General features: G+C 62.5%; 14 protein-coding genes. 5 read left to right on the top strand and 9 right to left on the bottom strand.

Annotated elements, in window-relative coordinates; translation table 11 throughout:
* The gene (locus tag EFD56_RS06480; RefSeq protein WP_004679226.1) at nt 1-432 is read right to left on the bottom strand and encodes a hypothetical protein; all 432 of its coding nucleotides are present in this window, start codon (nt 430-432) and stop codon (nt 1-3) included.
* A 228-nt stretch (nt 433-660) separates the two neighbouring features.
* On the opposite strand from EFD56_RS06480, the gene EFD56_RS06475 reads away from it, so the two are divergent.
* From EFD56_RS06475 to ppa, 4 genes are all read left to right on the top strand, one after another.
* On the top strand, nt 661-2748 hold the full coding sequence (locus EFD56_RS06475) for a M3 family metallopeptidase (RefSeq protein WP_085743442.1): 2088 nt from the start codon (nt 661-663) through the stop codon (nt 2746-2748).
* A gap of 159 nt (nt 2749-2907) precedes the next feature.
* On the top strand, nt 2908-4728 hold the full coding sequence (gene typA / locus EFD56_RS06470; protein WP_085743441.1) for a translational GTPase TypA: 1821 nt from the start codon (nt 2908-2910) through the stop codon (nt 4726-4728).
* Nucleotides 4729-4925: 197 nt separating this feature from the next.
* Nucleotides 4926-5432 carry a GNAT family N-acetyltransferase gene (locus EFD56_RS06465; RefSeq protein WP_010027368.1) on the top strand — a complete coding sequence of 169 codons (507 nt, stop codon included), beginning with the start codon at nt 4926-4928 and terminating at the stop codon, nt 5430-5432.
* A 148-nt stretch (nt 5433-5580) separates the two neighbouring features.
* Nucleotides 5581-6117: an inorganic diphosphatase gene (gene ppa / locus EFD56_RS06460; RefSeq protein ID WP_012485505.1), complete on the top strand. Its 537-nt coding sequence runs from the start codon at nt 5581-5583 to the stop codon at nt 6115-6117.
* A 4-nt stretch (nt 6118-6121) separates the two neighbouring features.
* On the opposite strand, the gene EFD56_RS06455 is transcribed toward ppa, so the two are convergent.
* Both EFD56_RS06455 and EFD56_RS06450 read right to left on the bottom strand, forming a co-directional pair.
* Nucleotides 6122-6433, bottom strand: a complete 312-nt coding sequence (locus EFD56_RS06455; RefSeq protein WP_004679234.1) for a DUF167 domain-containing protein — start codon at nt 6431-6433, stop codon at nt 6122-6124.
* Nucleotides 6430-6720: a YggT family protein gene (locus EFD56_RS06450; RefSeq protein WP_085743440.1), complete on the bottom strand. Its 291-nt coding sequence runs from the start codon at nt 6718-6720 to the stop codon at nt 6430-6432. Before EFD56_RS06450 ends, EFD56_RS06455 begins: the two co-directional genes overlap by 4 nt.
* Before the next feature lie 139 nt (nt 6721-6859).
* On the opposite strand from EFD56_RS06450, the gene EFD56_RS06445 reads away from it, so the two are divergent.
* A complete protein-coding gene (locus tag EFD56_RS06445) occupies nt 6860-8092 on the top strand; it encodes an MFS transporter (RefSeq protein WP_085743439.1) in 1233 nt (410 codons plus the stop codon).
* Nucleotides 8093-8231: 139 nt separating this feature from the next.
* Here EFD56_RS06445 and EFD56_RS06440 read toward each other — a convergent pair whose 3' ends face one another.
* The 6 genes from EFD56_RS06440 to hemC form a co-directional block, all read right to left on the bottom strand.
* Nucleotides 8232-8987 carry a glutamine amidotransferase gene (locus tag EFD56_RS06440; protein ID WP_183818493.1) on the bottom strand — a complete coding sequence of 252 codons (756 nt, stop codon included), beginning with the start codon at nt 8985-8987 and terminating at the stop codon, nt 8232-8234.
* Entirely contained in the window at nt 8974-9459 is a 486-nt protein-coding gene (locus tag EFD56_RS06435; RefSeq protein WP_004679241.1) for a tellurite resistance TerB family protein, read from the bottom strand. Before EFD56_RS06435 ends, EFD56_RS06440 begins: the two co-directional genes overlap by 14 nt.
* 17 nt (nt 9460-9476) lie before the next feature.
* A complete protein-coding gene (locus EFD56_RS06430) occupies nt 9477-11084 on the bottom strand; it encodes a heme biosynthesis protein HemY (RefSeq protein ID WP_081279144.1) in 1608 nt (535 codons plus the stop codon).
* Nucleotides 11085-11088: 4 nt separating this feature from the next.
* Nucleotides 11089-12360, bottom strand: coding sequence for a COG4223 family protein (locus EFD56_RS06425; RefSeq protein ID WP_183818491.1), 1272 nt, complete (start codon nt 12358-12360; stop codon nt 11089-11091).
* A gap of 68 nt (nt 12361-12428) precedes the next feature.
* Nucleotides 12429-13136: a uroporphyrinogen-III synthase gene (locus EFD56_RS06420; protein WP_085743436.1), complete on the bottom strand. Its 708-nt coding sequence runs from the start codon at nt 13134-13136 to the stop codon at nt 12429-12431.
* Nucleotides 13137-13143: 7 nt separating this feature from the next.
* On the bottom strand, nt 13144-14073 hold the full coding sequence (gene hemC / locus EFD56_RS06415; protein WP_085743435.1) for a hydroxymethylbilane synthase: 930 nt from the start codon (nt 14071-14073) through the stop codon (nt 13144-13146).
* Nucleotides 14074-14127 lie beyond the last annotated feature (54 nt).

Here is a 14127-nt window from a genome sequence, read left to right as displayed (position 1 = left end):
TCAGCCGTCCAGGAAGTTGACCACCGATTTCAGCGTCTGAACGTCACTAGGATTGCCGATCGACATGGCGACCTGCAGCTGGTTCTTGTAATAATCGAGGAAATTGAAGCTCGTGCCGTCGGTCACGTTGGAGAGGTCGATAACGTTGCCGAGCGGATCGATTGCATGCATCGGCAACGGCTCGGAGATCGCGGCGTAGGTGTTCTGATCGATCACGCCGCTGTCAAAGCTTTGGCGCGCATAAGAGCGCAACTCTCCGGGGCTGACCGCGGTAAAATCAGGCCCCTCATCGAGGCTGTCTTCGATCTGGAACGAGACGGGGGCCGGAGCTTTGGTCTCGATGTGAATATCGGCAGTCTTCGAATTTTTTGCGTTATTAGGATTGTTTTTAAATAGCAAACTCTGAGAAGACCGCAGGGAAAAAATTTCCATGGCGCATGTCCCCTGGCAGGAAGATCACCTGGAAGCTAGCGCTCGTGCCTGATTCGCGTCAACCGTTAACAAATGGTTAATTTTCACGCGTCAGATTTTGTCCACCAGATTTTACGGATGTCCACCGGATTTGGCGGGCGAGGCAAAAGGCCCCGCCTGCGACATACCAATTCTCCGGCCGCTCTCCTATATTGACGATCCATTCGCATGCCAAAAAGGAATTCTCCGATGCCTTCTCCCCATGATTTCAATCCGGCGCTCACCAACTGGGACGGCCCCCACGGCCTGCCGCGTTTCGACGCCATCGATGACGGCGATTTTGCTGCCGCCTTCGAGGCGGCGCTGGCCGCGCATGAACAGGAGATCGACGAGATTGCCGGAAACAGCGATGCGCCGACCTTCGACAATACCGTCACGGCGCTGGAGATCGCCGGCGATGCGCTGTCGCGCGTTTCGGCGCTGTTCTGGAACAAGGCGGGTGCGCATACCAATGACGTGATCCAGCTGCTGGAGCGGGAGATCTCACCGAAGATGTCGCGCCACTATTCGAAGATCGGCATGAATGCCGCGCTTTTTGCCCGCATCGACACGCTCTGGGAGAAGCGCGAGAGCCTTGGTCTGACGCTGGAACAGACGCGGGTGCTGGAACGCCATTGGAAGGGCTTCGTCAAATCGGGCGCCAAGCTTGACAAGGCCGAGCAGGAGAAGCTCGCCGAAATCAATGAAAGGCTTGCCGGCCTCGGGACGCAATTCGGCCAGAACGTGCTCGCCGATGAAAAGGCCTGGGCCTTGGTGCTTTCCGAGGGATCCGAGCTCGATGGGTTGCCGGAATTCCTGCGCGACGCAATGGCTGCGGCAGCACGCGAGCGTGGCGAGGAGGGCAAATTTGCGGTGACGCTGTCACGTTCGATCATCGAGCCGTTCCTCACCTTCTCAGAGCGCCGGGATTTGCGCGAGCAGGCCTTCAAGGCGTGGGTGGCGCGCGGCGAAAACGGCGGAGAGACGGACAATCGCGCCGTCATCCGGGAAACGCTGGCGCTGCGCCATCAGGTGGCGAGCTTGCTGGGCTACGGCAATTTTGCCGAGCTGAAGCTCGACAACACCATGGCGAAGACGGCGGAAGCGGTGAACGGCCTGCTGAAAGCGGTCTGGGCGCGGGCGGTGAAGCGTGCCGGCGAGGAGGAGATCGACATCGCGGCGCTGATCGCCGAGGAGGGTCGGAACCACGAGGTCATGCCCTGGGACTGGCGCCATTACGCCGAAAAGATTCGGGCGCGGAAGTTCGATTTCTCCGAGGCTGAACTGAAGCCCTATCTGCAGCTGGAGAAGATCATCGACGCCTGCTTCGACGTGGCGGAAAGGCTGTTCGGCATCCGCGCGGTCGAAAAGAAAGGCGTGCCGGCCTATCACCCCGATGTCAGGGTTTTCGAAATCAGGGACCGCGACAACAGGCTGGTCGCCCTTTTCCTCGGCGATTATTTCGCCCGCGGTTCGAAACGATCCGGCGCCTGGATGAGCTCGCTGCAGTCGCAGCATAAGCTCAAACTGAAGAACGGCCGTCACGGCGAATTGCCGATCATCTACAACGTCTGCAACTTCGCCAAACCGGCCGAGGGCAAGCCGGCGCTGCTGTCGCTCGACGATGCGCGCACGCTGTTCCACGAGTTCGGCCACGCGCTGCACGGCATGCTTTCGAACGTCACCTATCCCTCTGTTTCCGGCACCGGCGTCTCGCGCGATTTCGTCGAATTGCCGTCGCAGCTCTACGAGCACTGGCTGACGGTACCCGCCATCCTGAAGCACTATGCCGTGCATTTCGAAACGGGTGAGCCGATGCCGCAGGCGCTGCTCGACAAGGTGCTCGCCGCCCGCACCTTCAACGCCGGCTTCAACACCGTCGAATTCACCTCGTCGGCGCTGGTCGACATGGCGTTCCATACGCGGGAGGCCGTCGAGGACCCGATGGCGGTGCAGGCCGAGGTGCTGGCCGAGATCGGCATGCCGAAATCGATCGTCATGCGCCACGCCACGCCGCACTTCCAGCACGTCTTCTCCGGCGGCTATTCGGCCGGCTATTATTCCTACATGTGGTCCGAGGTGCTTGACGCCGACGCCTTTGCCGCCTTCGAGGAGACGGGCGACGCCTTCAATGCCGAGATGGCGAAAAAGCTCAAGGAAAATATCTATTCCACCGGCGGCTCGGTCGATCCGGAGGATGCTTATAAGGGCTTCCGCGGCAAGCTGCCGAGGCCGGATGCGATGCTCGTCAAGAAGGGACTTGCGACCTTCGAGGAATTGACAGGCAGCGACGCTTAAGACAGTTTGATGACATCAAGCAAAGCGGCATGGTGAAAGCCATGCCGCAGCTTTCGCGCGCGACCCCCTTTCGCAATCGCGAAAAAAACGGTAAGAGCGCGCCAAACGTAAATGGCGCGTCCACTTGGCGTAGCGCCCTAGCCTCAGAGATTATGACATATGGCACTTCGCAACATCGCGATCATCGCGCACGTTGACCATGGCAAGACCACTCTCGTTGACGAGCTTCTGAAACAGTCCGGCTCGTTCCGCGAGAACCAGCGCGTCATGGAACGCGTGATGGACTCAAACGACATCGAAAAAGAGCGCGGCATCACCATTCTCGCCAAGGCGACCTCGATCGAGTGGAAGGATACCCGCATCAACATCGTCGACACGCCCGGCCACGCCGACTTCGGCGGTGAAGTCGAGCGTATCCTGTCGATGGTGGACGGCGCGATCGTTCTCGTGGACGCCGCCGAAGGCCCGATGCCGCAGACCAAGTTCGTCGTCGGCAAGGCCCTCAAGGTCGGCCTGCGCCCGATCGTCGCCATCAACAAGATCGACCGTCCCGACGCCCGCGCCGACGAAGTGGTCAACGAAGTGTTCGACCTTTTCGCCGCGCTCGATGCGACCGACGAGCAGCTCGACTTCCCCATCCTCTACGGTTCCGGCCGCGCCGGCTGGATGAACTACGATCCGGCAGGCCCGACCGACGAAGGCCTGGCGCCGCTGCTCGACCTCGTCGTCAAGCACGTGCCCGAGCCGAAGGTCGAGGAAGGTCCGTTCCGCATGATCGGCACGATCCTCGAGGCCAACAATTTCCTCGGCCGCATCATCACCGGCCGTATCGCTTCCGGTTCGATCAAGCCGAACCAGGCCGTCAAGGTTCTCGGCCAGGACGGCAAGCTGATCGAACAGGGCCGCATTTCCAAGATCCTCGCCTTCCGCGGCATCGAGCGCCAGCCGATCGAAGAGGCGCATGCGGGCGACATCGTCGCGATCGCCGGCCTCTCCAAGGGCACCGTCGCCGATACCTTCTGTGATCCGGCGGTGACGGAAGCGCTGAAGGCGCAGCCGATCGACCCGCCGACCGTCACCATGTCCTTCATCGTCAACGACTCGCCGCTGGCGGGCACCGAAGGCGACAAGGTCACCAGCCGCGTCATCCGCGACCGTCTGTTCAAGGAGGCTGAAGGGAACGTTGCGCTGAAGATTGAAGAAAGCGCCGACAAGGATAGTTTCTTCGTCTCCGGCCGCGGCGAACTTCAGCTTGCCGTTCTGATCGAAAACATGCGCCGCGAAGGCTTCGAGCTTGCCGTATCGCGTCCCCGCGTGGTCATGCACAAGGATGAGAGCGGCCAGCTCCTGGAGCCGATCGAAGAAGTCCTCATCGACGTCGACGAAGAGCATTCCGGCGTCGTCGTGCAGAAGATGTCGGAGCGCAAGGCCGAAATGGTCGAGCTTCGTCCGTCGGGAGGCAATCGCGTCCGTCTGGTGTTCTACGCGCCGACCCGCGGCCTGATCGGCTACCAGTCGGAACTGCTGACGGATACGCGCGGCACGGCGATCATGAACCGCCTGTTCCACAGCTACCAGCCCTACAAGGGTGAGATCGGCGGCCGCGTCAACGGCGTGCTGCTCGCCAACGAACCCGGTGAAGCCGTGGCCTACGCTCTGTTCAACCTGGAAGACCGCGGCCCGATGATCATCGACGCCGGCGAAAAGGTCTATATGGGCATGATCATCGGCATCCATACGCGCGACAACGACCTTGAGGTCAATGTGCTGAAGGGCAAGAAGCTGACCAACATCCGTGCCGCCGGCAAGGACGAAGCTGTCAAGCTCACCCCGCCGATCCGCATGACGCTCGAGCGCGCGCTCTCCTGGATCCAGGAAGACGAACTGGTCGAGGTGACGCCGAAGTCCATTCGCCTGCGCAAGATGTACCTCGACGCCAACGACCGCAAGCGGTTCGAAAAGACCAAGGCGGCTCTCTGAGCGTCTGGCGTTACTCCTCAAAACCCCGGCCTTCGCGCCGGGGTTTTTTATTGTGCGCTGCGCCGATTCCGACTTGTGACAATCGTTAAAAAAGCGTTAAATTTTGACTGTCGTCCACATGTTAAGTCTGTGGGCAATCGAGCCGAATGCGTCATCGCGTATGGTTAATTGCCCCCGGCAGGACCAGAGTAAACGTTATGAAGACGTTGTCGATCGATGTCCGGCGGGCCGAACCGCACGATGCCCGAGCCATTTCGGAAACGCACAGGCTCGCCTGGCAGCACACCTATGCGGGGATTATTCCGCATCGCGCCCTGACGCAGATGATCGAGCGGCGCGGTGAAAACTGGTGGCGCAAGGCAACGCGCGGACCTGCGACATTGCTGGTCCTCGACGTGGCTGGCACGGTCGCCGGCTATGCGACGCTCGGCCTCAATCGCGCCCGCGCCCTGCCGCAGGAAGGCGAAATCTACGAGCTCTATCTTCGTCCCGAATATCAGGGCATCGGTCTCGGCAGGATGCTGTTCGGTGAGGCGCGCCGGCTGTTGAAGTCGCTCGGCTGCAACGGGCTGGTCGTCTGGTGCCTCGAGGAAAACGAGACCGCCAGCCGCTTCTACCGCCATCACGGCGGGATCGATTTCTGCGAAGGCATGGAAAATTTCGACCACAAGCAGTTGAAGAAAATCGGTTTCATCTGGAACTGAGCGATCCGGCCGCCGTGTGCTCATCTCCTGCTAGAATTTTGATGTGGTCGCTTGCTGTCGCCATCACGCATTGGTGATGTCAAATGTTGCGTTGCCGCATGAAACTGATTATCTGGCTGCGAGCAATTCAACCTCGCAGGAGTTTCGTATGCGCATCGACGCCGTTTCAATCGGTAAGAATCCCCCTGAAGACGTCAACGTTATTGTCGAGGTTCCGGTCGGCGGTCATCCCATCAAGTATGAAATGGACAAGGACGCCGGCACCCTGGTCGTCGATCGTTTCCTCTATACGCCGATGACCTATCCGGGCAATTACGGCTTCGTGCCGCACACGCTGTCCGAAGACGGCGACCCGATCGACGTCCTGATCGCCAGCACCCGCCCGCTGGTTCCGGGCTGCGTCATCAACGTGCGCCCGATCGGCGTCCTGAAGATGGAAGACAATTCGGGCAAGGACGAGAAGATCATCGCCGTGCCGTCGCCGAAGCTGACGCTGCGCTATGAGAAGGTGAAGGACTATACGGACCTTCCGGAGATCACGCTGAAGCAGATCGAGCACTTCTTCGAGCACTACAAGGATCTGGAGCCCGGCAAGTGGGTGAAGATCTTCGGCTGGGGCGATTCCGGCGAAGCCGGCGCGCTTATCCTCGAGGCCATCGAGCGTGCCAAGAAGGCGAAAGGCTGATCGTTCAGCCTGAAAGCGTTTCGAGCTTTTTTGCCAAATCCTCCGGGTCGCCCTCGATCCGGAGGATTTTTTTGCGCGCGGTTTCGCCGGAAACGAGAGTGATGCTGGATTTGGCAACGCCGACGGATTTGGAAACGAGCGCGATCAGGGCCTTATTGGCCTTTCCCTTTTCCGGAACGGCGGTGACGCGAGCCTTCAGATAGGTCTCGCCTTCGCTGTCCGTCTCAATGCCGTCGAACGCGTCTCGCCCGCCATTCGGCGTCAGCCGAACAGTCAGGCGCAGATGATCAGCGAAGAGCTTCCAGGGAGGGCTCAAGCGACCAGCGGGTAAAGGGTGGTCCAGAGGAAGGTGCGCAGGAAGAAGATGATCACCAGCAGGATGATCGGCGAAATGTCGATGCCGCCGAGGTTCGGCAGCCGACGACGGATCGGCTTCAGCACCGGCTCGGTGACATTATAGAGGAACGTGCCGACCGAATTGACCAACTGGTTGCTGGAATTGATGACGTTGAACGCATAGAGCCAGGAGAAAACGGCACTGGCAATCAGAATCCACGTATAAATATTCAAAACCAAATCAATGGTTTGAAACAAGGCAAACATCGTCGTCTCCAATTGGTTGTTGACAGACATGTAGACATTGGCAACTAAACGAGCAAGTGCCGTGTGGGAACGCAGGGCAAATCATGTTTAACGGGCGGCCTCGCAACCAGTCCGGCGCCCGCTTCCTCGGACAAGGCTCATGTCGTTTTCGCCCACCGGAGACCGTTTTGCCGCGTTCCGGCATTCGTCTTACACCCGCTTCTTCTTTGCCCGCTTTCTGCTCTCCTTCTCGCAGCAGATCGTCAGCGTCGCCGTCGGTTGGCAGATGTACGACCAGACGGGCAGGGCGATCTATCTCGGCCTGATCGGCCTCGTGCAGTTCCTGCCGTCGCTGCTGCTCATCCTCGTCACCGGCTCGGTGGCCGACCGGCACAATCGCCGGGTCATCGCAGCGCTGTGCTCGCTGGTGAGCGCGCTCTGCACGCTGGCGCTGCTCATCATGACGGCGACGGATACTTTCGCGCCCTGGCCAGTGTTTGCGGTGCTTCTGATCTTCGGTATCGAACGCGCCTTCATGTCGCCGGCGGTACAGTCTCTCGCGCCCAATCTCGTTCCCGAGCATGCGCTTTCGAATGCGATCGCCTGGAATTCATCGTCCTGGCAGCTCGCGGCGATCACCGGGCCGGTGATCGGCGGCCTGCTTTATGGTGTCAGCGCGACGACCGCCTATACGGTGGCGGTGATCTTTTCCATCCTCGGCGCGGGCCTTCTCTTCATGATCCCGAAGCCGGAGCAGAAGACGGTGGGTGAGGCCAAGAGCTGGGCGATGATCCTCGGCGGCTTCAGCTTCATCCGCGCCGAAAAGGTGGTGCTCGGCGCGATTTCGCTCGATCTCTTTGCCGTGCTGCTCGGCGGCGCCACGGCGCTGATGCCGATCTTCGCCCGGGATATTCTGACCCTTGGCCCCTGGGGCCTCGGACTGTTGCGTGCGGCACCGGGGCTCGGCGCCATCGTCATGGCGATTTTTCTGGCCGCCTATCCGCTGAAGCACCGTGCCGGCATCTACATGTTCATCGGCGTCGCCCTGTTCGGTCTGGGAACCATCATCTTCGGGGTGTCGACCAACACCGAAGTCTCGATCGCAGCACTGGCGCTGATGGGGGCGGCGGACATGGTGTCGGTCTATGTGCGCGAAAGCCTGATCGCGCTGTGGACGCCGGATCAGCTGCGCGGCCGCGTCAATGCGGTCAACATGGTCTTCGTCGGCGCTTCGAACGAGCTCGGGGAATTCAGGGCCGGCACGATGGCTTCGATCTTCGGCGCGGTGCCGGCGGTCGTCATCGGCGGCATCGGAACCCTTATTGTCGCCGCGATCTGGGCTTCGAGCTTCCCGAAATTGCGCAGGATCGATACGCTCGACGCGCCGGCTTAATGCATGTCGCCCGGAAGTGTGCAGCGGTTCCGGGACAACGACATGCATCAAAACAAAGGGCTGAAGCGCGTCGCATGAATCAAATTTGATGCGACGCGCTTTACCGTGACAAGGTCGCTTCCTGCCGGGAGGCGCGCTCCTATGCAGGAAGCGTGATCGGGTGCGCCGCTTTTGCGGCCTTTCCCTCGAAGACGAGATCGAGGAATTCTGTGAGCCAGACTCGCAGCGGCGCGTCGAACAGCATGCGGCCTTCGAGATGTTCGCGGCCCTGCTGGGCGTTCGGCAGGATGAAGCGATGCGCGCCATGCACGACCCAGCGATGCATCATCACCCGGGTGAGCTCGGCGTGGAATTGCAGGCCCCAGGCGTTGCCGTCGTAGCGGAAGGCCTGGTTCGGATAGGCATCGCCTTCGGCCAGAAGGTCGGCGCCGCGCGGCAGCTCGAAACCCTCGCGGTGGAAGTGATAGACCATCTTCGGCCAGTGCATCAGCAGCCGGCCCTTCTCGGTCGGGTGCAGTGGATACCAGCCGATCTCGGTCGAGCCGTCGGTATTCGCCTGCACCTTGCCGCCAAGGTGATGCACCAACATCTGGGCACCGAGGCAGATGCCGAGATAGGGGCGTTTCTCCCGCAACGGAACCTCGATCCAGTCGATCTCCTTCTTGATGAAGTCATCCGGATCATTGGCGCTCATCGGCCCGCCGAAGACGACGGCGCCGGCATGATCTTCGAGCGTTGCCGGAAGCGGTTCGCCGAGCACCGGTCGGCGGATGTCGAGGCGATAGCCCTTTTCGACGAGCAACTGACCGACGCGACCGGGGCTCGATCGCTCCTGATGCAGGACGATGAGGATCGGCCGCTCGTCGCGGTGCTGAATTCGCTCAGTCGGAATCATCTTGCAAAACCTGGACATCCGTCACCCTGGCGGCGGCCTCCTGCCGTTTCTGGATGCGCTCGCGCGCTGAAACGCCGAGCAGATCGGCGATACGCCAGATCACATGATCCTCCATCTCGCTGCGTTCGCCATCGGCATAGACGATATCCCAGAGGATGCCGATCAGCTCCAGACGTTGCTCGGTGTTCAGGTGGCGCTTCAGGTCGGATGTGAAGCGATAATAGTCGACCGCGGAGCTCTCGGCTTCGAGGCCGGCGGCCATCAGGGCGTCGAGCTGTTTGCCGTCGAGCGCATACTGTTCCTTCAACAGCTTGCGCAGCCGCTTCTTCTCGCTGGCCTTGATCTGCCCGTCGGCCTCCATGACCTGCATGCACAGCGCCGCCACCGCGATGCGAGGATCATCCGGGGCGAAACCCTTCCTGGGGTGATCGGCGGTGAGCTTCTGAAAGAATGCCTGAAAGCGTTCGAACATGCGGTTTTCGTTCCATTTCAGAAAAGGCGAAGCCGGGTCTTGGGTTCCGGTTCCGCCCTGGAATCGCGAACGCCGGGATCGTCCGGCAGTCCGCCAAAGAAAGGCTTTGCTTCGTTCGGGACCGGCGCTTTGTCGCCGGCGGCCGGTTCGACGGGTTTCGGCTTTGCCGGCGCCGGCGCGGGGCGCACAGCCTCGGCGATCGTCGCGGCGCGCTCCAGCTCGATGATGCGATGATCATTGACCGGGCTTTCCGGCCTGACGTCACGCAGCGGCGGCAGGGTCTTCAGGGCAGTTTCGATCGCGGCGGGCGCCGAGCCGTCTTCGAGCGGACCTTCGATCTGGCCGAAGGGTGCCTTCCATTCGAAGGCGTCAATGCGACCCGTCACCGGGGACACCGGTAGCCATTTGTCGGAGACGAAGCCGTCCGCCACCCAGGCGGGATCGCGCGGAGCCTTCAGCGCCTGGGCCAGCCAGTGGCGCACGCGGCCCTGATCGCCGGTCTCGGCCTCCTCAATGTCGGCGAGCAGCAGGAAGGCGGCTTCACGCGGCTCGATACGCGCCGCCGCTTCCGCCTTGGCCCGAGCCTTGGCGAATTCCTGCGCGTCGAGTGCGGCCTGGGCAACGACAAGAAGGGATTCGACATTGTTCGGGCGCAGCGCCTCCAGCCGCTCGGCGCGCTTCAGCCGGTCGAGTGTGGAATCGCCGCTGCGGGCTTTGACATAGGTCTGGCCGATCTCGGGATGCGGCTTCGATTTCCATGCCTGTTCGAGGATCGAAGCGGCCTTGCGTAGGCCGCCTTCGCGGAACAAGGCCTTGGCGGCAATGAGGGCGGCGGGAACAAGATCGGCGGCGAGCTTCAGCGCCTGCAGCGCGTCGTCCCGGGCGCCGGCCGGATCGCCTTCCAGCTTCTCGGCGGCGCGTGCCGTCAGCAGCACGGCGTGCAGGCGGTTGGCTTCGGCCTTCTCGACGACGCGGGCGGCCTTCTGCTGTTCGAGCAGCCGGATCGCATCGTCCCAGTGGCCTGCCTGGCTGCGATATTCGAGCGTCGCCTGGGCGGCCCAGGGCAGGTAAGGCGCGTTGTCGGCGGCCTTTTCGGCATATTGGCGGGCGGCCTCGTTGGCGCCGAGACGGCGGGCTTCGAGATAGAGGCCACGCAGGCCAAGCTCGCGGGTTTCCGGATCGTTGGCCATGGCCTCGAATTTGGCGCGGGCCTCATCATGGCGGCCTTCGATCAGGGCGGCCTGAGCCTCGAGCAGGTTGATCAGCGGCTCCTGATCGGCGCGGATGAGGCCACGCGAGCGCGCCGCCATCTTGCGGGCAAGGAGCGCATTGCCGGCGCCGGCGGCGATCAGGCCGGTCGACAGCGCCTGATAGCCGCGGTCGCGCTTGCGGGCGCGGAAATAACGCGTCACCGAATGCGGCGAGGTCCAGATCAGGCGAACGAACCACCAGACGATCATCACGGCGGCGATCAGAGCGATGATCGCGCTCACCGCGACGATCAGCTTCGTCTGGTAAATCTGACCCTCCCAGATCAGCGAGAGGTCGCCGGGACGATCGGCGAACCAGGAGAAGCCATAGGCGAGAAGCAATACGAGCAGGGCGAAGACGACGAGTCTGATCATGGTCTTACCCTTCCTTGCCGGCGCCGCTGACCGCTTTCGACAGCGCCCCGCCGACCAGCTCCTCGACGCGGATGCGCGCCTCCAGCGACTGCTTGAAGGCAGCGGACGCCTGTTTTCCGAGAGCCGGCAGGGCATTCCATTCGGCGGAAGCACCGAGCAGGTCGCCGTTCTTCACCTTATCCTCCATGCGGGCGGCGATCGCCTCGACGCTTTCGCCCTCGATATTGCCGACGGGACGGACAGTCACCAGCGATTTGGCGCTCGCCATCAGCCGATCCGACCAGTTCTGGTTCGGATCCGGCTGATTGACAGCCTCGACGACCGCGGTCGCAACCTCCGGAACCTGACGCACGAGCTCGGCGCGCGAGGGAATGCCGGTCTCGGCAAAGCTGCGCAGGTCGGCGACGGCTGGATCGTCGGGTGCGACACCGGCGAAAGTGTCGAGTTCCGCGACGAACGGGCCGCCGCGATCGATCGCCGCCTTGAGGGCGGCTGCCGCGATCGCCCGTGCGACGGCGACATCCTGGCGCGGTTCGTTCAGCTTCTTTTCGGCCTCGTCGAGGCGCTTGGCGATATCGGCTCCGTTACTCGTCTGCTGCTCGGAAGACTGGGCAAGCGTCGAACGCAGCTGCTCGACCTGGCCGCTCAGCTCGGCAATCTTCTGGTTGAGCGCTTCGACATTTGCCGGCTCGCCCGTTGGTGCCGCTGCAGGGTTCTTCGCAGCCGTTTCCAGCGCCGCAACGCGCGTCTCAAGCGCGCTGTCGCCGGTGCTTGCGGGATTGGCGGCGAGGTTGGCGACGGTCTGTTTCAAACCGTCGATCTCGCCGGAGAGATCGGCGATCTCAGGCGAGGCCGTCTGCGGTGCCGAGGCGCCCGGGAGGTATCCGGCGTATTGGATGGCGCCTGCGCCAAGCAGCGCCACGAGACCGCCGAAGATGCCGGCGGCGATCAGACCGGAGGTGCCGGCGCCCTTTGACGCGGGCTGGTCGGTACGAGGGGTGAAAGAAGGCTCGGCGGCTGCCGGCGTCTCCTCGGCTGCCGCCGCTTCGGGCTCGCTTTCCTGCTCGGGCTGCGACGCCGCTTCGGTTTCGGGCGGCAGATCCACATCGGCGGTGGTCGTGCTGTCGGTCTCACCGGCATCAGTGTCCACCGGCTTTTCGGTATCGGCTACGGAGGCGAAATCCTGAGAATCGAGGTCGATCGTGACTGGCTCGTCGGCGCTCTTGGAATGGCGTGGCGGGGTTCCCGATACCATGAGGTCCTCTTTATCCTGCATTGCAACGAAACTAGACAGTGATGCCAGTTAAGGGAAGAGGTTAGATCAAATTTGGGCGGCAGGAGCACTCAAAGCAGCGACAAAAGGCTTATCTCATCCGGCATCGACGAAATCGTCACGGTCTCTTTCAGGAGGGTCGGAATGGCCTGCGCTACCGCCTCGCTGAGGCAGAGAAGGCGGATTCTCCCCTGTTCCGACAGGGCCGATCGCAGCTCCGCCACCTGAAAGAAGTCCTCGGCCGTCTGCCGGGAATAGAAAAGAACGGCATCCGGGTGACTGCCGGAAAAAATCGCCGCGATGTCGGCCGCGCCGGGAGCAACGGGCAGCATGCGATAACATTCGGCGACGGAAAAGCGGATCCCGAGTTCGCGCAATTTGCCTTCGAAGGTTTCGGCGCGCGGCCTGCCGGCGAGGTATAGCAAGTCCTCCACGCTTTGCGCGCTGACGAGATCGGCGAGATCGCGGCCATTGCCCGAGGATGCGGTGACGGAGCGGAAGCCAAGACGCCGCGCCGCCTGCGCCGTCATCTCGCCGACCGCAAAAATCGGACGGTCAAGGTGTGGACGAAGTGTCTCGCCGAGAGCCGACAGCACCCTGACGGCTTCGCCGCTGGTGACCGCGATCGCGGCGCGGGTGGCTGCAAGCGCACCGGCGGCTGCGGCACTGTCATGTTCTGGCCGACGCAGCGGCAGCAGCAGCGGCTCGTGGCCCATCTCGCGCAGACGTTGTGCGGTTTTCTCGGCCGAATGCGCGGGGCGGGTGACGAGCACGCGCATGGTCGTTTCAGTGCCAGTCGTCGAAGAAGGCGCTGCCGGCCCTTGCGCGCACGTCCTGGCCGGCGCGGGTGCCGAGGGCGGCCGCATCGCGGCGGTGTCCGTCGGTCGTCACCGCATGCTGGCTGCGGCCATCGGGCGTGATGATCAGGCCGGAGAAGCGGATGAGGTCGCCCTCACAGACGGCATAGCCGCCGATCGGCGTGCGGCAGGAACCATCGAGGGCGGCGAGGAAAGCGCGTTCGCAGGAGACGGTGTCGGAGGTCGCGGCATCGTTGACCGCCGCCAGCAGATCGTCGATCCTCGTATCGCCGATCCGGCTTTCGATGCAGATCGCTCCTTGCGCCGGCGCCGGCGGGAAGGTGTCGGGATCGAGGATATCGGTCAGCACTTCGACCTTGCCGAGGCGCTTGAGGCCGGCGAGCGCCAGCAGCGTCGCATCCACCTGGCCTTCTTCGAGCTTGCGCAGCCGGGTTTCGACCGAACCGCGGAAGATTATGACGTTGATGTCGGGTCGCATACGGCGGATCAACGCCTGGCGGCGCAGCGACGAGGAGCCGACGGTGGCGCCATGCGGCAGGTCGATCAGTTTGGGCGCGGTGCGGCCGATGACGGCGTCGCGGATATCCTCGCGCGGCAAATAAGCAGAGAGATGCAGGCCGTCCGGCAGGTGCGTCGGCATGTCCTTGGCGGAGTGCACGGCGAAATCCAGCTCGCCCGAGACAAGTTTCTGTTCGAGCTCCTCGGTGAAGAGGCCTTTGCCGCCGATCTCGGCCAGCGACCGATCGGTGATGCGATCGCCCTTGGTCGACAGCACGACGATCTCGAACATCTCTTCAGGCAGGTGATGCGCCGCCATCAGCCTGTCGCGGGCCTCATGCGCCTGGGCGAGCGCCAGCGGGCTGCCCCGCGTGCCGATCCGGAAAGGTTTTGTTTGCATCCGCTCTGTTCCGTTGTTACCGGAGTTCTCGTAAACGGGTTTCGGCCCCATCGC

This window comes from Rhizobium phaseoli (assembly GCF_003985125.1).
Classification (GTDB): domain Bacteria; phylum Pseudomonadota; class Alphaproteobacteria; order Rhizobiales; family Rhizobiaceae; genus Rhizobium; species Rhizobium phaseoli.
The sequence above is the reverse complement of the archived record's forward strand: the minus strand, read 5'-3'. Positions and strand labels throughout refer to the sequence as shown.